Origin of the sequence: Bradyrhizobium sp. (assembly GCF_035652035.1) — a bacterium.
In the GTDB taxonomy this organism is placed as follows: Bacteria; Pseudomonadota; Alphaproteobacteria; order Rhizobiales; family Xanthobacteraceae; genus Bradyrhizobium.
Window position 1 is genome coordinate 63,094 of the sequence record NZ_DASREO010000079.1, and the last position, 17,955, is coordinate 81,048.

At 62.8% G+C, this 17,955-nt stretch carries 19 protein-coding genes and 1 pseudogene; 9 read left to right on the forward strand and 11 right to left on the reverse strand.

Going from position 1 to position 17,955, the window contains the following annotated elements:
• Positions 1-36 precede the first annotated feature (36 nt).
• Positions 37-2,124 (reverse strand): excinuclease ABC subunit UvrC, encoded by a 2,088-nt coding sequence (uvrC, locus tag VFB05_RS21730; RefSeq protein WP_325016024.1) that lies wholly within the window; start codon positions 2,122-2,124, stop codon positions 37-39.
• A 363-nt stretch (positions 2,125-2,487) separates the two neighbouring features.
• On the opposite strand from uvrC, the gene VFB05_RS21735 reads away from it, so the two are divergent.
• Complete coding sequence (locus tag VFB05_RS21735) at positions 2,488-3,108, forward strand: outer membrane protein (RefSeq protein WP_325016026.1); 621 nt, start codon at positions 2,488-2,490, stop codon at positions 3,106-3,108.
• Between the two features lie 75 nt (positions 3,109-3,183).
• On the opposite strand, the gene VFB05_RS21740 is transcribed toward VFB05_RS21735, so the two are convergent.
• From VFB05_RS21740 to VFB05_RS21755, 4 genes are all read right to left on the reverse strand, one after another.
• Positions 3,184-3,399 (reverse strand): cold-shock protein, encoded by a 216-nt coding sequence (locus tag VFB05_RS21740; RefSeq protein ID WP_028350729.1) that lies wholly within the window; start codon positions 3,397-3,399, stop codon positions 3,184-3,186.
• A gap of 272 nt (positions 3,400-3,671) precedes the next feature.
• On the reverse strand, positions 3,672-4,535 hold the full coding sequence (locus VFB05_RS21745) for a 23S rRNA (adenine(2030)-N(6))-methyltransferase RlmJ (RefSeq protein WP_325016032.1): 864 nt from the start codon (positions 4,533-4,535) through the stop codon (positions 3,672-3,674).
• A 213-nt stretch (positions 4,536-4,748) separates the two neighbouring features.
• Complete coding sequence (locus VFB05_RS21750) at positions 4,749-5,429, reverse strand: ribonuclease T2 (protein WP_325016068.1); 681 nt, start codon at positions 5,427-5,429, stop codon at positions 4,749-4,751.
• Positions 5,430-5,605: 176 nt separating this feature from the next.
• The gene (locus VFB05_RS21755; protein WP_325016034.1) at positions 5,606-6,076 is read right to left on the reverse strand and encodes a hypothetical protein; all 471 of its coding nucleotides are present in this window, start codon (positions 6,074-6,076) and stop codon (positions 5,606-5,608) included.
• Positions 6,077-6,244: 168 nt separating this feature from the next.
• Between VFB05_RS21755 and VFB05_RS21760 the strand changes: the two genes are divergently transcribed.
• A complete protein-coding gene (locus VFB05_RS21760) occupies positions 6,245-6,535 on the forward strand; it encodes a hypothetical protein (protein WP_325016036.1) in 291 nt (96 codons plus the stop codon).
• Between the two features lie 51 nt (positions 6,536-6,586).
• Positions 6,587-7,132 carry a DUF3617 domain-containing protein gene (locus tag VFB05_RS21765; protein ID WP_325016038.1) on the forward strand — a complete coding sequence of 182 codons (546 nt, stop codon included), beginning with the start codon at positions 6,587-6,589 and terminating at the stop codon, positions 7,130-7,132.
• Positions 7,133-7,138: 6 nt separating this feature from the next.
• On the opposite strand, the gene VFB05_RS21770 is transcribed toward VFB05_RS21765, so the two are convergent.
• The 3 genes from VFB05_RS21770 to VFB05_RS21780 all read right to left on the reverse strand — a co-directional run bounded on the left by VFB05_RS21770 (position 7,139) and on the right by VFB05_RS21780 (position 9,987).
• Positions 7,139-8,575 (reverse strand): ATP-binding protein, encoded by a 1,437-nt coding sequence (locus tag VFB05_RS21770; protein ID WP_325016040.1) that lies wholly within the window; start codon positions 8,573-8,575, stop codon positions 7,139-7,141.
• A gap of 126 nt (positions 8,576-8,701) precedes the next feature.
• Positions 8,702-9,424 (reverse strand): response regulator transcription factor, encoded by a 723-nt coding sequence (locus VFB05_RS21775; RefSeq protein ID WP_325016042.1) that lies wholly within the window; start codon positions 9,422-9,424, stop codon positions 8,702-8,704.
• Positions 9,421-9,987 (reverse strand): MarR family transcriptional regulator, encoded by a 567-nt coding sequence (locus VFB05_RS21780; protein ID WP_325016044.1) that lies wholly within the window; start codon positions 9,985-9,987, stop codon positions 9,421-9,423. The genes VFB05_RS21775 and VFB05_RS21780 overlap by 4 nt, the downstream gene beginning before the upstream one ends.
• A gap of 338 nt (positions 9,988-10,325) precedes the next feature.
• Between VFB05_RS21780 and VFB05_RS21785 the strand changes: the two genes are divergently transcribed.
• The 4 genes and pseudogenes from VFB05_RS21785 (at position 10,326) to VFB05_RS21800 (ending at position 14,050) form a co-directional block, all read left to right on the forward strand.
• Positions 10,326-11,405, forward strand: a complete 1,080-nt coding sequence (locus VFB05_RS21785; protein WP_325016046.1) for a branched-chain amino acid aminotransferase — start codon at positions 10,326-10,328, stop codon at positions 11,403-11,405.
• Between the two features lie 168 nt (positions 11,406-11,573).
• Positions 11,574-13,130: a histidine--tRNA ligase gene (gene hisS / locus VFB05_RS21790; protein ID WP_325016048.1), complete on the forward strand. Its 1,557-nt coding sequence runs from the start codon at positions 11,574-11,576 to the stop codon at positions 13,128-13,130.
• A 164-nt stretch (positions 13,131-13,294) separates the two neighbouring features.
• Positions 13,295-13,495 (forward strand): annotated as a pseudogene (locus VFB05_RS21795) (tautomerase family protein); the annotation flags it as partial.
• Between the two features lie 159 nt (positions 13,496-13,654).
• Positions 13,655-14,050: a thioesterase family protein gene (locus VFB05_RS21800; RefSeq protein WP_325016050.1), complete on the forward strand. Its 396-nt coding sequence runs from the start codon at positions 13,655-13,657 to the stop codon at positions 14,048-14,050.
• A 142-nt stretch (positions 14,051-14,192) separates the two neighbouring features.
• On the opposite strand, the gene proC is transcribed toward VFB05_RS21800, so the two are convergent.
• Positions 14,193-15,020 carry a pyrroline-5-carboxylate reductase gene (proC, locus tag VFB05_RS21805; RefSeq protein WP_325016052.1) on the reverse strand — a complete coding sequence of 276 codons (828 nt, stop codon included), beginning with the start codon at positions 15,018-15,020 and terminating at the stop codon, positions 14,193-14,195.
• A 170-nt stretch (positions 15,021-15,190) separates the two neighbouring features.
• Positions 15,191-15,691 (reverse strand): YbjN domain-containing protein, encoded by a 501-nt coding sequence (locus tag VFB05_RS21810; RefSeq protein ID WP_325016054.1) that lies wholly within the window; start codon positions 15,689-15,691, stop codon positions 15,191-15,193.
• A gap of 433 nt (positions 15,692-16,124) precedes the next feature.
• Here VFB05_RS21810 and VFB05_RS21815 point away from each other — a divergent pair, with 433 nt between their 5' ends.
• Together VFB05_RS21815 and VFB05_RS21820 are read left to right on the forward strand one after the other, a co-directional pair.
• Positions 16,125-16,652 carry a 6,7-dimethyl-8-ribityllumazine synthase gene (locus tag VFB05_RS21815; RefSeq protein ID WP_325016056.1) on the forward strand — a complete coding sequence of 176 codons (528 nt, stop codon included), beginning with the start codon at positions 16,125-16,127 and terminating at the stop codon, positions 16,650-16,652.
• A 285-nt stretch (positions 16,653-16,937) separates the two neighbouring features.
• Positions 16,938-17,234 (forward strand): hypothetical protein, encoded by a 297-nt coding sequence (locus VFB05_RS21820; RefSeq protein WP_325016058.1) that lies wholly within the window; start codon positions 16,938-16,940, stop codon positions 17,232-17,234.
• A 177-nt stretch (positions 17,235-17,411) separates the two neighbouring features.
• On the opposite strand, the gene prs is transcribed toward VFB05_RS21820, so the two are convergent.
• A partial coding sequence (prs, locus tag VFB05_RS21825; protein ID WP_325016060.1) for a ribose-phosphate diphosphokinase occupies positions 17,412-17,955 on the reverse strand: 544 nt, incomplete at its 5' end.

Genomic DNA, 17,955 nt, shown 5'->3' on the forward strand with positions numbered 1-17,955 from the left:
CCTTCAGATGACATTCTTAACCCTGCCGGGCGTGGCCTACCCCGGCTGGGTGTGGAAAAACTCAAAAATCTTGCGGGCGCTTTCGGCGCTGACGCCCGGGACCTTGCCGAGATCGGCGATCGACGCGCGCTCGATCTCCTTCAGGGTCCCGAAATGATGCAGCAGCGCCCGTTTGCGCGAGGGGCCGATGCCGGGGATTTCCTGCAATCCGGCCTCGCGAATATCCTTCTTGCGCAGCTTGCGGTGCGATCCGATCACGAACCGGTGCGCCTCGTCGCGCAGCCGCTGGATGAAGTAGAGCACAGGGTCGCGCGGCTCGAGCTTGATCGCCTCGCGGTCCGGCATGAACAGGGTCTCGCGACCGGCATCGCGGTCGGGTCCCTTCGCGACCGAGAGCAGCGAAACCTGTGCGAGGCCGAGCTGGTCGAAGATGTCCTTTGCGGCGTTGAGCTGGCCACGCCCACCATCGATGATGACGAGATCGGGCCATTGCGGCACGCCATCGTCCTCCGCTTTGGCGGGCGCGGTGTCGGCGTCGCTGGCGGCCGCCAGCAGCCGCTTGAAGCGCCGCTGCAGCACCTCGCGCATCATCGCGTAGTCGTCGCCCGGGGTGAGGCCTTCGGACTTGATGTTGAACTTGCGGTACTGGTTTTTGACGAAACCATCTGGCCCCGCGACGATAAAGGCGCCGACCGCATTGGTGCCCTGGATGTGGCTGTTGTCGTACACCTCGATGCGGCGCGGCGGATGCGGCAGACCGAGCGTGGTGACGAGTCCCGTCAACAGCCGGCTTTGGGTCGCGGTATCGGCGAGCTTGCGCCCCAACGCCTCCTTCGCATTGGTCAGCGCATGCGTGATCAGTTCCTTCTTCTCGCCGCGCTGGGGCACGCTGACTTCGACCTTGAAGCCGGCCTTGATCGACAGAGCGCTTGCCATCAACTCGGCTTCCTCGATCGCATGCGACAGCAGGATGAGTTTCGGCGGCGGCTTGTCGTCGTAGAATTGCGCCAGGAACGAAGCCAGCACTTCCTCCGGCGTGAACGATTTCTCGGCCTTGGGAAAATAGGCGCGGTTGCCCCAGTTCTGGCCGGTGCGGAAGAAGAACACTTCCACGCAGGAATATCCCCCCTCCTGGTGGATGGCGAACAGGTCGGCTTCCTCGACCGTGCGCGGATTGATGCCCTGCTGCGACTGGATTGCCGACAACGCCGCGAGCCGATCGCGGTAGAGCGCGGCGCTCTCGAATTCGAGCTCGCCGGATGCCTTTTCCATCTCGGCCGCGAGCAGTTGCTTCACGGCCTGGCTCTTGCCGGACAGGAAATCCTTTGCCTCGCGCACGAGTTCGGAATAGCCGGGGAAATCGATCTCGCGGGTGCAGGGTCCGGCGCAGCGCTTGATCTGGTAGAGCAGGCAGGGGCGGGTGCGGCTCTCGAAAAACGCATCCGTGCAGGAGCGGATCAAAAAGGCGCGCTGAAGCGCGGTGATGGTGCGATTGACCGCGCCGGCTGACGCGAACGGCCCGAAATACTGTCCGGGCCTCGTCTGCGCGCCGCGATGCTTGAGAATTTGCGGCGCCCAGTGATCGCCCGTGATCAGAATATACGGAAACGACTTGTCGTCGCGCAGTTGCACGTTAAAGCGCGGGCGCAACTGCTTGATCAGGTTGGCCTCGAGCAACAGCGCTTCGGTTTCGGTAGAAGTTGAGATGATCTCGACCGCAACGGTCGCCGCGATCATGCGCAGGATGCGCGCCGGCAGCGGCGAAGAGGCGCGCGCGTAGGACGACAGCCGCTTGCGGACGTTCTTGGCCTTGCCGACGTAGAGCACGTCGTGGGCGGCACTGAGCATGCGATAGACGCCGGGCGACGTCGGCGCCAGCTTGACCGCGTTTTCGATCGCGGCATGTCCGACCGCAAGCGTGCCTTCGGCAATGGCCTCATTGCTCTCGTCGCTGACTTCGGTCTCCGGAAGCCGCGCCTCGTCCTCGTCGTCAACGGTGACGGTCGCAGGATCGATGTCGCCGGCGGCGGGGTTCTGCGCCTGCTCCGGTTGCCTCTCGCCGGGCCGGGAAGAGGTCGGTTCCTTTCCGGCGCCGTTTGCCTGATTGATCGATTCGCGAGCCATGAAACTGGAATTTAGGTGTTAGTGCCGCCCATTTGAAGTTCCTGCACAACAAGCGGCAAATTCGATCCAGGAACTTCAAATAGAAAAGCGGCACTAGAATCATAGTTTTGCTAGTGCCCATGACTTTCCGAAGTTCGTGAACGGTGGGTGCTGCGATGGAACACGAACTTCGGAAAGTGGGCACTAGCCGCGCCGCCTGCCAGCGCGGCCGGTAACACTCTCTTAAGAGTAAGAAGCGGCGAATCTCAGGTCTTAACAACCCTTTAACTTAAAACTCTCGATAAATCCGCACAGTAAAAAGTGCAAATCCGTAACCATGCCGATGGCCAAGGGTCCAAAGCACTTTCTGTGTGGAGTTGCGTGATGAGCAGGATTGCCTTGGTCGCTGCGGCCTTACTCGCCGTGGTTTGGACATCGTCAGTGGAGGCGGCCGATCTGGGTTACGGCCAGCCGTACACCGTCAATCAACCGCTCAATATGTACAGCTGGGCCGGACCCTATCTCGGCGGCAATATCGGTTGGGATTGGGGCTCGGTCGATAACAATCCGACCAAGCCGTCGGGCTTCGTCGGCGGCGCGCAAGCCGGCTACAATTTCCAGAGCGGCCCCTGGGTGTTCGGTCTCGAAGGCGATATTCAGGGCACCGGCGCTTCCGATACGTTTGCGCCGTGGAAATTCTCCAACCCGTGGTTTGGCACCATCCGTGGCCGCGCGGGCTACGCGCTCAACAACGTTCTGTTCTACGGAACCGGCGGTCTCGCTTTCGGCGAGTTGACCGGCCAGACCTTCGGCGGCCTGTCAGAGAGCCACACCAATGCCGGCTGGACCCTGGGCGTGGGCGCCGAGGTGGGTCTTTCGCGGAACTGGAGCGCCAAGGTCGAATATCTCTATGTCGATCTGAACGACAGCAACTTCGTGATCACCGGCAATCAGAACGGCTACCGCTTCGGCCTGCTGCGCGCCGGCGTGAACTATCACTTCTAAGACAAGAAAATACCGGACAATACCCACTCCCGGCCGCGGCGGCGGCCGGGATTTTTTTCGTCTTGAAATAGAGACCTACGAAGAAATCACGAGGTTGACCGCCTTGGGCCCTTTGCCCTTCTTGTCCGGTTCGACCTCGAATGTGATGCGCTGTCCTTCGGTCAAATCTTTCAAGCCCGCGCGCTCCACGGCTGTGATGTGAACGAACACATCGCGGCCGCCGTCATCGGGCTTGATGAAGCCGTAGCCGCGTTCTCCGTTGAAGAACTTGACTGTCCCGGTCATGGCCATCGGGAAACCTCCCCCGCATTGCTCCGCCGCGACGCTCTTTAGCGCCGTGGCCGACCGGACCTTCGCTGCGGAAACCCCCCGCCAGAACAGCTTTGGCCATCCAGGCGAGCCGGTGATGTCGGACCGCCCTAAAATCAGAAGAGGCCTTGTCACTCCGCCGCTACCATTCGCGGAAGCGGAACGTAAAGCCGATCCCAATAATGACGAGCATAATACGGTTCCCCACCTATTGCATATCGGACTTTTACGGGCATCGGGGCGTGTGAGCCCTACTACGGTTTGGGTACCTCCAGGCGGAAGCGTGCGGCGCCGCCCTGGCCGAGCGGCTTTTCCAGTTCGGGCAGGACCGTCCCGAGCTCGGCGCCGAGTGTCCATGGCGGATTGACGATCAGAAGGCCGGTCGAGGTGAGGGCGCTGCCTTCGGTTTGCGGGGCGACGCTGAACTCGACGCGCAGGCATTTGCCGGGCGGTTTGGCCTTGTCGGCGGCTTGCACGACTTGCCGCGCCAGCTCGTCGGTGGCGCGCCGGCTCTTGGCCGGGTACCACAACAGGTAGCTGCCGGTCGGCCATTTCGCAAAGGCCGCCGTAAAACCCTCGGCCAGCCGTTCGAACTCGTCCTTCTGTTCGTAAGGCGGATCGATCAGCACGAGGCCCCGCCGCTCATTCGGCGGCACGAAGGCGGGCAGCGCCGTCCAGCCGTCGAGATCGACCACGCGGGCCTGGGCATCGCGACGCAGGGCATCGATCAGCGTCTTTCGCGCCCCGGATTCGACCTCGCAGGCGGTCAGCCGGTCCTGCGGTCGCAGCAGCGCGCGCGTGATCAGCGGCGATCCGGGGTAGCGCTCGAGCGTGGCGGGATGCGGATTGAAGGCGCGGACGATGTCGAGATAGGGCGCAATCAGCGGCAGCGCGCTTTCGGAGAAACGTGACTGCATGACGCGCGCAATCCCGGTGAGCCATTCGCCGCTGCGCTTAGCCTCTTCGCCGGTGAGATCATAGATCCCCGCTCCGGCGTGGGTGTCGACCACGCGAAACGCCGCGTTCTTTTCCTGCAAGTGAAGCAGGATGCGCACCAGCACGATGTGCTTGATGACGTCGGCAAAGTTGCCGGCGTGAAAGGCGTGGCGATAGTTCATGGATAGCAGTTACCACGTCATTGCGAGCGGAGCGAAGCAATACGGCCTCTTCGTCATTCTCCGATCTGCAATCGCACATCGGAGATGCGCCGCAAGACGCAGGCCCGGAATCCATGGTGCCGCCGAACGTGATGAGAAATAGATTCTCAGGTGCGCAATTGCGCACCATAGCTCGCTCGTTTCACTCGCGCCCCGGAATGACGGCGTTTCGATTTATCCACCCCTGACCGGCGGCATCGTCACCTGGTCGCGCTGGCAGGCGCGGCGATCGATCTCGTCGCAGCCGCGGAAATGCAAATCCTTGCCCATGCAGATGCGCACTTCGCTCAAACGCGTGCGGTTGCAGGTCACCGCGATGGCGTTGGCCGGAAGCCCCGGATTGGCCTTGATGAAAGCATTCTCGACATCATCAGGCGAGACGGTTTTGGGATCGGCGAGGTCGATGAACTCGGGCGGGATCTTCACCGCCGCGCGCGCCTTGCGGATGGTTTCGAAATAACCGCGGGGGCCGAGGCCGGAGCAGGTGCCGTGCTTTTTCCATTCGTTGAAAATCAGCCCCGGCGCCGGCATCAGATCGAGCATCGAGGTCATGACGTTGCGGTCCAGCCAGGAATCCCGATCGCAATATTCGGGAAAGCCGTGGTCGTATTGCGGCCACAGGCCGTGGACCACGAACGAAAACGGCCTGCTGCCGCCGCATTGCGCCTGCTGCGAACGCCCGCCATTGCCGCGCTCGGCCGCATCCTCGCAGAAGGACGGCGACCAGGACAGCGACAGCACGTAGAAGTCAAACTCGCCGGGCGTGTTTTGCCGCCGGTCCTGCGCGGATGCGCCGGTCGTCGCGCTAGCGCCGATCAGCGCCGTGAAAACGAGAGCGCCGAGGCGTACCAACATCCGCGCCGTCGCAACTGAGCCAAGCTGAACCATGATGAAGCCCTCATACCGCAATCCCGGGTGGAAACCGTAGCATGGGGGTGGAACATTTCAAGAACAAAAATAGGCACCGCCGCGCGACGCCGACGGCCGCGGCTTTGGAATGTTTGCGAAAGGGTCTTGAGATCGGGCTGAAGTCAGGGCCTGGCGCCGGTGCAGGACGGGTTGTAGGCCCAGTTGCGGTCAAGTCCCTTCACGCACCACTCGATCCCCTGATCGTAGCCGGCGAAGCTGCCGTCCTCGATGAGCGAGAAATAGACCGGGCGAACCTTGCCGTCGCTCAGCATCACGTCGCCGGCGCAATAGCGGCGCGGAATATTGTCGGACTGCCAGGGCCGATAGGCGATTTCGTGGATCTTGCCGTAAGCGGTGATCGTCAGCCTGGAATTCCAGTAGGTGCTCTCTTTTTCCTGGAATTCGGCAGTAATGGTCCCGAGCGCCGCTTCGCAGGTTCGCAGCCGCCCCTCGTATTTCGGGCCGGTCAGCCAGAAGTTCAGTTCAAGCGGATTGGCCGCCTGGGCGGATTGACCGAACGCGAGCAGGCCGAACGCGGCTCCAAGCGCCACGCCAAAGCCTGTCTTTCTGGCAGATGAAAAAAGGTCACGCATCTTCGGCCCACCCGATCATTTGAGCGGGGCGAACCGTGCCGCGAAGGCTGCCTGAGGTCAAGTGCAGCGCGGCAACACCTGCCAATAACTCCGCTTAATACCGGGCTCTTTTGCTTTTCTTGGCTCACGATGCGCTCTAATGTGCCTCCGAAATCGACGGAGTGGTATATGCGAATCATCAAGGCCGCCGCGCTGCTTGCTTCGGGCGCTCTCTTGTCGTTGGCGCCGGCGCGGGCCGATTGGGTGCCGCCGTTCAAGGGCAACGATACCGGCGGCATCATCGCTTATGAGCTGGCCCAGCGCGCCGACGGCCGTCAGCTCGCGGTCGAACACTGCGCTTCCTATGGCAAGGTCGCGAAGTTTCTGGCGGTCGACGCGCAATATGGCGGCTATGTCTCCTTTGCCTGCCGCTGGGTGCCGTATGGCGCCAACCAGCGGCCGCTACGCACGCTCTACTGAGCGCCCACCACAATAGCTTTCTTCATCTTTGGCGATGCCGGAGCGTGACCGATGACACGTGAACTCGCTGCCTGGGGGCTGGGTTTGGGTCTGCTGCTGGCGCTGCCGGCAAATCTCGTCCGGGCCGACGATCTGCCGACCCGCAAGGCTGGCTTGTGGGAAATCAAGCTGGTCAATGCCGGCTCGCCGCTGCCGTCGATGACGATGCAGCATTGCACCGACGAGACCGTCGACAAGGACATGAACAATCTTGCCTCGCCGATGGCCAAGCAAATCTGCGCCAAGCAGGATCTCCGGAAGACGGCAAACGGCTATGTCGGCGATTCCGTCTGTAGCGTCGCCGGTGTTTCGGTCTCCTCGCATTCGGAGATCGTGGGCGACTTCAATTCCGCCTATACCGTGACGACCACCTCGCACAGCGACCTCGGTGCCAAAGCCGCGCCGCACGACACGGTGATCAAGATCGAGGCGAAATGGCTCGGCGCCTGCAAGGCTGACCAGAAGCCCGGCGACATCGTGATGCCCGGCGGCGGCTTCAAGCTCAACGTCAAGGACGCCGTGAAGCTGCAAAACCTGTTGCCGGGCGCCAAGCAGTAGCGCCGGTCAAACCGGAATCCGCACCGTCGCGCGCAAGCCGCCCATCGGGCTGTCGCCAAGCGTGATGTCGCCGCCATGCGAGCGGGCGATGTCGCGGGCGATCGCAAGTCCCAGTCCCGTACCACCTTCATCCTGATTGCGCGCGTCATCGAGCCGCAGGAACGGCTTGAACACTTCCTCGCGCATCGCAAGCGGAATGCCGGGGCCATCGTCGTCGACGGTCACCGTCAGATAGCGGTGATCGCGCTGACCGTTGATCGAAATCGCGTTGGCGTGCCGCGCGGCGTTCGACACCAGATTGGCGAGGCAACGCTTGAAGGCGGCCGGCTTCACCGTCACCACCGGAAGACCCTGGAAGGCCACGGTTGCGGTATGGCCGTTGCGTTCGGCATCGCTGCGTAATTCTTCCAGCGCCAGCGTCATGTCGGTCGGCTGCGCCACCTCGCCGCTGTCGCCGCGCGCGAACGCCAGATAGTCCTCCAGCATGCCCGACATTTCGTCGATGTCCTTGCGCATGGCGTCGACTTCGGGGCTGTCGCCGATCAGCGCGAGTTCGAGCTTGAAGCGGGTCAGGATCGTGCGCAGGTCGTGCGACACGCCGGCGAGCATCGCGGTGCGTTGTTCGATTGTGCGCTCGATGCGCGCTTTCATCTCGAGGAAGGCATGCGCGGCGCGGCGCACCTCGCGCGCGCCCCGCGGGCGGAAGTTCGGCGCCTCACGGCCCTTGCCGAAGCTCTCGGCGGCGTCCGCGAGCCGCAGGATGGGGCGGATCTGGTTGCGCAGGAACACCACGGCGACGATCAACAGGATCGAGGAGGTGCCGACCATCCAGAACAGGAAAATCTCCGAGTTCGAGGCGTACGCCGCGCTGCGCTGGGCAAACACGCGCATCACGCTGTCATCGAGCTGGACGCGGATTTCGACCAGGTTGGAGCGGCCGACGGTGTCGATCCAGAACGGTCTCGAGATTTGCCGCGAAAGCTGCACCGACAGCGTCTGGTCGAGCAGCGAGAAGAACGGTTTTGGTCCGGGCGGCGGCATGTCGCCGGGAGGAAGGAAATCCACGACCAGCCCCAGCCGCTGCCGGGCGATGCGCTGGAGCAGCGCGTGGTCCTTGTCTTGCGGGTAGCTCTTGTAGACGTCGATCAGCGCGGCAATGTCCGAGACGACGGCGGCCGACAGATGCCGCGTCACCGTGTTCCAGTGCCTTTCCATGAATACGAAGGCCACGACGGTTTGCAGCGCGACCATCGGCACGATCACGATCAGGAGCGCGCGGGCAAACAGTCCGGTGGGCATCCAGCTCTTGAACGCGTTGCCCATCCAGTCATTGGCCGCGGAAACCCCCCCTGCGGCGGTGCGGATGAAGGTCAGGCCGGTATCGAGCCGAGCGGATTTGACGTTCGCCCGCCACTTGCCGCGATTGTCAGAAGCGAACGTCAAATCCAAAGCTCCACTCGCAAATAATATCTGCTAGCGCCCATATCTTTCCGAAGTTCGCAAAAGTGGATCCACCGGCGGGGTGCGAACTTCGGAAAGTGGGCGCTAGACGTGCTCATGACAATCGCTTTAGGGGGAGGCGACCAGGCGATATCCGATGCCGCGCACCGCTTGCAGGAACAGCGGATTGGCGGGGTCGCGCTCGATCTTGCGCCGCAGGCGGTTGATCTGCACGTCGACGGCGCGCTCGTTCACGGTGTCGCCGCCGGTCAGCGCGTTGCGCGGCACGGTTTCGCCGCGCGCCTGCGCCAGAATCCGCAGCATGTCGCGCTCGCGGTCGGTGAGGCGGATGATTTCCTCGCCCTGCCGCAACTCCCCGCGCTCCAGGTGATAGACGTATGGACCGAAGGCGATCTGCTCCAGCGTCTCGACCGGCGGCGGCGCGGTGCGCTTGAGGATATTGGCGATCCGCAATGACAACTCGCGCGGCTCGAATGGCTTGGCGACATAGTCGTCGGCGCCGATCTGCAGGCCCTCGATCCGGCTCTCCGCCTCGTGGCGCGCCGTCAGCATGACGATCGGCACGGACGAGGAGCTTCGGATAAAGCGCGCCAGATCAAAGCCGGTCTCTCCCGGCATCATCACATCCAGGATCAACAGATCGAAATGCAGCCCGTTGAGCTTGGCGCGGGCATCCTTCGCGCTCATCGCCGTGGTGACGCGGTAGCCTTCGCCGCAGAGGAAACGCGACAACAGATCGCGGATGCGGCGATCGTCGTCGACGAGCAGCAGATGCGGCGCGTCGTCGGCCGGCTGCGACGGAGTTCGTGCGATGGCTGCAGCCTCGATCACGTCTGTTCCTTTGCCTTGGCGCCGGAGGGCGGGAGGCCGAAAATGGCTTCCAGCACCTTGTCGGGATCGTCGCGGTCGATCATCGCGCGCAGGAATTGCCGGACGGTCTCCTGGCCCGCCGGCTCGATGCCGCGCAGCGCGCGGTTGAGCCGCTCGGTTTGCAGCCCGGCAAGCTTGCCGATCAGCGCCTCGCCTTTGGCGGTGGCGAAAAGAAGGCGCTGGCGGCGATCGTTGTTGCCCGCCTTCTGTACGATGTAGCCTTCGTCGAGCAGCTGTTTCAGAACGCGCCCGAGCGATTGCTTGGTGATGCGCAAGACGTCGAGCAGGTCGGCGACCTTCAGGCCGGGGTAGCGGTGAACGAAGTGCAGCACCCGGTGGTGCGCGCGTCCGAAGCCGAACGCTTCCAGCTCGTGATCCGCATCGCCGACGAAGTCGCGGTAGGCGAAAAACAGGAGCTCGATGATGTCCCAGCGCAGGCCCGACGAGGCCGTGCTCGCCCCGCGCCCCTCGCCGGGCTTGGAGCCGGCCGCGGCGGATGTGCTCGATAAGATTACGTCAGGCATATTGACATATCTGAGGTTCAATGTTACAAAACGACCCATCGCGACGAAATATTAGATCGTTTCGTGCGTTTCGTGTCGCTAGCTGCCTTGGACACCGGGTATTTGACGGCAGGCGCGCGAATGGGTTTGACCGTGCGATTGTCGAGCGGCATCTCGGCGACCATACTGGACTTCAGCCCTCCACAAAAGCATGTCCTGATGGCGTGCGTGTGGGAAGACCGGCGGTAGGCCGGTGGTCGAGGCCGGACCATTTTGGCCAATAGCCCCGGAGCAGAGATGCCAGCGCTGATATCAGCGCCGGTTTTCGCCAACAGGGAACAAGGGCGGGAAAGAAGAAAATGAGTTTGAAATTCGACATCCGGCCAACGGCCAATCCGACGCCCGACAAGGACCGTGAGGCAAAGCTCGAAAATCCCGGCTTCGGCCGGGTGTTCAGCGATCACATGGCCATCGTCCGCTACAAGCAAGGCGAGGGCTGGTACGGCGCGCGCGTCGAATCGCGGGCGAATTTCCCGCTCGATCCGGCAGGCGCGGTGCTGCATTACGCGCAGGAGATTTTCGAAGGCCTCAAGGCCTACAAGCGCGACGATGGCGGCGTGAACCTGTTCCGCCCCGACGCCAATGCGAAGCGGTTCCAGAATTCGGCGGAGCGGATGGCGATGGCGCCACTGCCCGAGGATGTCTTCATCGAAGCGGTCGAGCAGCTCGTGCGTATCGATCGCGCCTGGATCCCGGGCGGCGAGGGCAGTCTCTATTTGCGCCCCTTCATGATCGCAAGCGAGGTCTTCCTCGGCGTGAAGCCGTCGGCCGAATACATCTTCTCCGTCATCGCTTCGCCGGTCGGCTCCTATTTCAAGGGCGGACCGGCGCCGGTCTCGATCTGGGTGTCGGAAAATTACACGCGCGCGGCGATCGGCGGTACCGGCGCCGTCAAATGCGGCGGCAATTACGCAGCAAGCCTGCGCGCGCAGGCCGAAGCGATCGATCACGGCTGCGACCAGGTCGTGTTCCTCGATGCGGTCGAGCGCCGCTATATCGAAGAGCTCGGCGGCATGAACATCTTCTTCGTGTTCGAGGACGGCTCGCTGTCGACGCCGCCACTCGGCACCATCCTGCCGGGGATCACCCGCGATTCCATCATCACCCTGCTGCGCGACAAGGGCACGACCGTGCGCGAGGAGCCCTACACGATCGACCAGTGGCGCAAGGATGCGGCGAGCGGAAAGCTGAAGGAAGCGTTTGCCTGCGGCACCGCCGCCGTCATTTCGCCGATCGGCAAAGTGTGCTCGGGAAGTGGCGATTTCGTCATCAGCGGCGGCGCCGCCGGTCCGGTGGCCATGGGGCTGCGCAAGACGCTGGTCGACATTCAGTACGGTCGCACCAACGATCCGCACAACTGGATCAGGAAGGTGTTTTAGCTTTCGTGTCCCGGACGCGGTGCGGCGCGAAAGCGCTGCTCCGCAGATCCGGGACCTAAAAGCCAAATAGATGGACACCGGATCAGCAGCGCACCACGCCAAGCGGCGCGCTGCGCAGCATCCGGGGAACGCTTGCCGCACACCTCCAGCGCTGATACCAACGCGCGCATGTCCGACAAACCGAAAAAGCCGCAAAAACTGAAGGCGCGCCTGCCGCGCGGGCTGGAAGATCGTGGCCCGTCCGCGATCAACGCGACGCGGCAGATGGTGGAAAAAATCCGCGTCGTCTATGAGCGTTACGGGTTCGAGCCGGTGGAGACGCCAGCGTTCGAATACACCGACGCGCTGGGAAAATTCCTGCCCGACCAGGATCGGCCGAATGAGGGCGTGTTCTCGTTCCAGGACGACGACGAGCAGTGGATTTCGCTGCGTTATGATTTGACCGCGCCGCTCGCGCGCTATGTCGCCGAGCGCTACGGCACCGAAAACCTCGTGCTGCCCTATCGCAGTTATCGCTTCGGTTACGTCTATCGTAACGAAAAGCCGGGTCCCGGCCGCTTCCGCCAGTTCATGCAGTTCGATGCCGACACGATCGGCACCGCAGCGGGTGGGCAATCGAGCGCAGCGGCCGATGCCGAAATGTGCATGATGGCCGCCGACACGATGGAATCGCTCGGCATTCCCCGCGGCTCCTATGTGGTGAAAGTGAATAACCGCAAGGTGCTCGATGGGGTGATGGAGAGCATCGGGCTCGGTGGCGACGATAATACCGCGCGGCGACTTACCGTTATGCGTGCGATCGACAAGCTCGATAAATTTCCGGCAGACGAAGTACGGAAACTGCTCGGCGCCGGACGATGGGATGGTGGCGAAGAGGGGAAGGGCGATTTTACAAAGGGAGCGGGGCTCGATTCCATCTTCGCAGATCGGCTCTTGGAGTTTGTTGCACCGTCAGAACCTACCCTAAATCCATCCGGCGATATTCTTTTCACCATGCCGAAGCATTGGGACGAACTGGCTACCAATGCCAAGTTTAGGGAGGGTGGTGGAGAGCTTCTTGACATAAAGAAGCTCTGTGAGAGCGCAGGATACGCAAGTGATCGCGTAAAAATCGATCAAACAATCGTCCGCGGCCTCGAATATTACACCGGTCCCGTGTACGAGGTTGAACTGCTGCTCGAGACCAAGGACGAGAAGGGTCGGCCCGTGCGCTTCGGTTCGGTCGGCGGCGGCGGACGCTATGATGGGCTCGTCTCGCGCTTTCGCGGCGAGGTGGTCCCGGCTACCGGATTTTCGATCGGCGTGTCGCGCCTGCAGGCCGCGCTGACGATGCTCGGCAAACTGGACACGCGGGCGGAAACCGGCCCGGTCGTCGTCACCGTGTTCGACCGCGACCGCGTCGCCGACTATCAGAGAATGGTCGCGCAACTGCGCAATGCCGGCATCCGCGCCGAGCTCTATCTCGGCAATCCCAAGAACATGGGCAACCAGCTCAAATATGCCGATCGCCGCAACGCGCCGTGCGTGATCATCCAGGGGTCGGACGAAAAGGCGAAGGGCAAGGTTCAGGTCAAGGATCTCATCCTCGGCGCCGGTCTCACCACGACCGAAGACCGGGACGAATATTTGAAGAAGCAGGCCGAGGCGCAAACGGAGGTCGATGAAAACGATCTCGTGACCGCCGTGCGCAAAATATTGGCACGGCATGCCGTGACGTGGGGCTAGCCAATCATTCGGGCGTCATGCCCGGCCTTGTGCCGGGCATCCACGTCTTGTTTGATACAGAAGACGTAGATGGCCGGGACATAGGCGAGCGGAAGCGACGCCGTCCTTCAGACGGCTATGCCCGGCCATGACGGAAAAAAGAGTGTGCAAAGCAGAAGGAGAAAGAAATGCCCGAAATTACCATCAGCATGGCCGCCGGCCGCACCGACGAACAGAAGGTCGGCATGATGCGCGACATCACGCAGGCGCTGGTGAAGAACCTCGGCGTCGATGCCGAGGCTGTCGTCATCCAGATCAACGAGGCGCCGCTGGTTCACAAGATGAAGGGCGGCGTCAGCTTCGTCGATCGTTTCGCGAAGAAATAATTTCCGCTCTTGTGTCGTCCCCGCGAAAGCGGGGACCCATAACCACAGGCGTCTGCGGTTTCGGATAGCTGCGGCGCCACGTCAGTTCAACATCGGCAGCAGTGGCTATGGGTCCCGGGCTCGCGCTTCGCCTGGCCGGGACGACGATGGAGAAATTCCATGGACGCACGCGACGTCATCAAGATCGGCATGAGCGCCGAACGAAGCCTGATCGTGCCGGTCGAGCGCACGGTCGGGCATTTCGTGCCTGATATGCCGATGGTCTACGCGACGCCGATGATGATTTTGGAGATGGAGCTCGCCTCCGCCGATGCGATCAAGGCCTGCCTCGAACCCGGCTGGGTCACGGTCGGCACCGAGGTCGATATCCGCCATCTCGCCGCGACGCCGGTCGGCGCGACCGTGCGGACGATTTCGCGGGTGATCGCGGTCGAGCGGCGGATCATCCGGTTCGAAGTCGAAGCGTTCGACGACAAGCGCCGGATCGGCGAGGGCCGCCACGCGCGTGGCCTCGTCAATGTCGAGGCGTTTACCAAGCAGTTCGGCGGGACTTAAGTCAGCCGTCATTCCGGGGCACGCGAAGCGTGAGCTATGGTGCGCAATTGCGCACCTGAGAATCCATTTCTCTAACCATTCGAGCGGCGCCATGGATTCCGGGCCTGCGCCTGACGGCGCATCCCGGAATGACGTTTTCGCGTCACTTCGCCAGTTCCTTCGAACGGCGCGTTGCGGCGGCGACCGCATCCGTCATCAGCGATTGCAGGCCGTCTTGTCCCATCAGCACTTCGAGCGCAGCGGCCGTGGTTCCGCCGGGCGAGGTGACGTTCTGGCGCAGCGTGGCGGCTTCGAGATCCGAACGGTGCAACAGCTCGCCGGAGCCTGCGACGGTTTCGCGCGCAAGCTTGATTGCAAGCTGCTCGGGCAATCCCGCCGCGACGCCGGCGCGCGCCAGTTCCTCGGCAAGCAGGAACACATAGGCCGGCCCCGAGCCGGAGACCGCGGTCACCGCATCCATCAGGCCTTCGTCGGTGACCCACTCGACCGAACCGGTGGCGCGGAGCAGGCCGTCGGCGACCTCGCGCTGCGCGGCGCTGACATCCTTTGCCGCGACCGCAACCGTGATGCCGCGGCCGATCGCGGCCGGCGTGTTCGGCATGGCGCGCACGATGCGGCCGCCCAGCACTTCGTGAAGCGAGGCGATCGTCATGCCCGCCATGATCGACACCAGCAGCGTCGTCGCATCGACATAGGGTTTCAGCTTCGGCCCTGCCTCGCGAAACGCCTGTGGCTTCAGCGCCACCAGAAAGGCCGCGGCGGGTCCCGTGTCCTGCGGCGATGGGTTGAGGCGGACGCCCTTGGCGATATGCGCGCGAATTTCCTCGGACGGCCGCGGTTCGATCACGGCGACGCGCTTCGGCTCGATGCCTTGCGCGAGCCAGCCCGACAGCATCGCGCCGCCCATCTTCCCCGCGCCGGCGAGGACGATGGAGCCGGAGATGTTTTTCAAGGTGTTCGTGTTGCTCACGCTGTCACCAAAACATGAGTTGTCGCCCCTGCGAAAGCAGGAGCCCAGTGTTCTTAATGGATGGGGATATTGGCAACAAGCGTCGCGCAGCAACAATTGCCGCCGCGCCGTATGGGTCCCGGCGTTCGCCGGGACGACATCGAGTATATCTGCAGCCGTTGTGAGACGCCTTACGCCTCGCCCTCGGTATCGAACATCGCGGCGCTCATGGCTTCGCCCGCCGACTTGCCCGCCCAGACCACGAACTGGAAGGCCGGAAAATAGCGCTCGCAGGCATGCAGCGCGCTCACCAGCATGGTCTCGCATTGCGCGGTGGAGGCGGCCATTCCGCCCGGCAGCACCAGCGCCTGACGGTACATGATCATGCCGGTGTGGGTCCAGATATCGAAGTGCCCGACCCATAATTGCTCGTTGATCGCGGCGATCAGCCGTTGCACCTCGGCTTTTTTCGGATCCGGAATCTTCATGTCGAAGGCGCAGGCCAGATGCAGCGCCTCGATCTCGTTCATCCAGGTGAAGGAGAGCTGGTAGTCCGTCCAGTTGCCCTTGGAGACGATGGTGATTTCGTCGTCGCCGGAGCGCTCGAACGACAGGTTGTTATCGGCGGCAACGTCCTCGACGACCGCAAGAGGATTGTTCCTGGAATCGATAATGCCTTCGAGGAGGGACATGCCGTCTCGACCTTGCCTTTAGCTGAAATTCGGATACGAGCGATACGCACGCAACACACCGGCCTGCGCGCTTCACGTCGCGCCGCGGCAGCTGCACTCACCGATGATCCTTCGCGAGGGGATCAGGGCTTGCCGGGACGAAGTGATGTGATTTGCGGAATCGGCGCAACGGCGTGGTGAGTCCATCCACAGCCTTGGGCCAAATCGTCCACAACTCTTCGTGTGCGGCAGGCGCGCGTTAACTTTTGCAGGAGAACAAACCGGAATCAGATTCGTTGCTCGCCCAAATCGTTAATTTTTGCGGGGCGCGCGAGCAAAAATCCGCCATTTGCGCGGCGATTGGCGGGCAGTGATTTGGACCGGAAGTCAAGAGTCCTTGCTGACAAACGCTCCCGCCGTCATACTTTCTCCCGCTGCGAAGATTGAGGACGTCATGAGTCAAACGGAACAACGCGAAGGACAGACCGGATCTTCCGAGGCTCCGGTCCATCCGCGTTTTGCAAAACCGCAGCGTGTCGCCTTCGTGCAGTCGGCCTGGCATTGCGACGTCGTGACCGAGTGCCGCGAGGCGTTCCTCGCCGAGATCGAAGAGCGTCACATTGCGCGCGCCCACATCGACGTGTTCGAGGTGCCGGGCGCCTTCGAGATTCCGTTGCACGTTCAGCTCCTCGCCAAGACGCGCCGCTACACCGCGATCGTGGCGGCCGGGCTGGTGATCGACGACGAGTACATCGCCGAGACCGTGATCAGGTCGTTGATGGAAGTACAGCTCCGCACCGAGATCCCGGTGTTCTCGGCGGTGGTGACGCCGGAGCAATTCCGGCAGACGGCGGATGCCGAATTTCTGCGACAGCATTTCGCTGCAAAGGGCGTCGAGGTCGCTGAAGCCTGCGCCAACACGCTGCTCAGCCTGGAGCGGTTGCGCGGTCAGGTCGCTGCGGGGATCGTGCAGACAGGCTGACCAGGGCGGGTAACTCCGGCACCAGTCGAGGGACTGCAGGTTCCCGATTAAGATTACATTTTAACTATTTATTAATTATGGGTTTGCGGGCGCCGAATGGCCTGCCTAGCGTGCCGGGGGGCAAAAGGGGAGCCAACCAATAGATCGGTGCGTGTCATGAAGTCGAGAATGTATGGTGTGTTGACTGCGTCTCTCGGCGCAATTGCGTTGATGCTTCCGGCCAATGAAACGCTGGCAGCTTCGAGGGGCGGGTCCCACGGCGGGGCGCATGTGGCGTCTCACCGCATGGCCGGCCACTTCCGTCATCATCGCGGCCAAAATCAGCAGGGCGCCTTCATCTGGCCGGGTGACGGTCCCTTCTACGGGCCGACTGGCGAAGCCGTGCTGGATGGCGTGCCGCCGCTGCCGGGCGAGGTCCGGTCCTCCAATGCGAGCGATATCCCGTGGGATTGGGCGCATCGTTATCCGCCGGCGGTCGTGCCGTCGGCCCGGCCCTACGTCTCCACCTGTGGCGCGGAGACCGTGACCGTTCCCAACGCGAGTGGCGGAACGGGGCAGGTCAATATCGTCAGGTGTTACTAGGCCAAAGCGTTTTCAAGCGAAGCCGCCTTCGCTAGCTTCGGCGGCCGAGTGAGTCAGTGGCCCGGCGAAGCCTCGGCGGAGACGGGTGGGTACCGGTTCGCGTGAAGAAAACGCGTCAAAATAAAATTTGAATCGGGACCAATGAGCTCGGGCGGGCTGATCCCGTCCGAAGCGCTCTCAGTCGAACAGGCTCGACACCGACTCTTCCGAAGCCGTGCGGCCGATCGCTTCCGCGATCAGGTCGGCGATCGACAGCGTGCGGATATTGGGCGACTTGATCACCGCTTCGGTCGGCTGGATCGAGTCCGTGATCACGAGCTCCTTCAGCCGCGATGAGGTGACACGCGTCACCGCGCCGCCCGACAGCACGCCGTGGGTGATATAGGCGTAGACTTCCTTGGCGCCGTTGGCGAGCAGGGCGTCGGCCGCGTTCACCAGCGTGCCGCCGGAATCGACGATGTCGTCGACCAGGATGCAGGTATAGCCGGCGACATCGCCGATCACGTTCATCACTTCGGATTCGCCGGCGCGCTCGCGGCGCTTGTCTATGATGGCGAGCGGGGCGTTGATGCGCTTGGCGAGCCCGCGGGCGCGCACGACGCCGCCGACGTCGGGCGACACCACCATCACATTGGCGAGGTCGAACCGTTCGCGGATATCGCGCACCATCACCGGCGAGGCGTAGAGGTTGTCGGTCGGGATGTCGAAAAAGCCCTGGATT

What these genes read in the sequence shown, in the direction of transcription:
- VFB05_RS21740 (WP_028350729.1), bottom strand. Translation starts at nt 3,399, where the DNA reads ATGGCCATGACCGGGACAGTCAAGTTCTTCAACGGAGAACGCGGCTAC.
- VFB05_RS21815 (WP_325016056.1), top strand. Translation starts at nt 16,125, where the DNA reads ATGAGTCAAACGGAACAACGCGAAGGACAGACCGGATCTTCCGAGGCT.
- hisS (WP_325016048.1), top strand. Translation starts at nt 11,574, where the DNA reads ATGTCCGACAAACCGAAAAAGCCGCAAAAACTGAAGGCGCGCCTGCCG.
- VFB05_RS21785 (WP_325016046.1), top strand. Translation starts at nt 10,326, where the DNA reads ATGAGTTTGAAATTCGACATCCGGCCAACGGCCAATCCGACGCCCGAC.
- uvrC (WP_325016024.1), bottom strand. Translation starts at nt 2,124, where the DNA reads ATGGCTCGCGAATCGATCAATCAGGCAAACGGCGCCGGAAAGGAACCG.
- VFB05_RS21760 (WP_325016036.1), top strand. Translation starts at nt 6,245, where the DNA reads ATGCGAATCATCAAGGCCGCCGCGCTGCTTGCTTCGGGCGCTCTCTTG.
- VFB05_RS21755 (WP_325016034.1), bottom strand. Translation starts at nt 6,076, where the DNA reads ATGCGTGACCTTTTTTCATCTGCCAGAAAGACAGGCTTTGGCGTGGCG.
- VFB05_RS21765 (WP_325016038.1), top strand. Translation starts at nt 6,587, where the DNA reads ATGACACGTGAACTCGCTGCCTGGGGGCTGGGTTTGGGTCTGCTGCTG.
- VFB05_RS21800 (WP_325016050.1), top strand. Translation starts at nt 13,655, where the DNA reads ATGGACGCACGCGACGTCATCAAGATCGGCATGAGCGCCGAACGAAGC.
- VFB05_RS21810 (WP_325016054.1), bottom strand. Translation starts at nt 15,691, where the DNA reads ATGTCCCTCCTCGAAGGCATTATCGATTCCAGGAACAATCCTCTTGCG.
- VFB05_RS21820 (WP_325016058.1), top strand. Translation starts at nt 16,938, where the DNA reads ATGGCCGGCCACTTCCGTCATCATCGCGGCCAAAATCAGCAGGGCGCC.
- VFB05_RS21780 (WP_325016044.1), bottom strand. Translation starts at nt 9,987, where the DNA reads ATGCCTGACGTAATCTTATCGAGCACATCCGCCGCGGCCGGCTCCAAG.
- VFB05_RS21750 (WP_325016068.1), bottom strand. Translation starts at nt 5,429, where the DNA reads ATGTTGGTACGCCTCGGCGCTCTCGTTTTCACGGCGCTGATCGGCGCT.
- VFB05_RS21735 (WP_325016026.1), top strand. Translation starts at nt 2,488, where the DNA reads ATGAGCAGGATTGCCTTGGTCGCTGCGGCCTTACTCGCCGTGGTTTGG.
- VFB05_RS21745 (WP_325016032.1), bottom strand. Translation starts at nt 4,535, where the DNA reads ATGAACTATCGCCACGCCTTTCACGCCGGCAACTTTGCCGACGTCATC.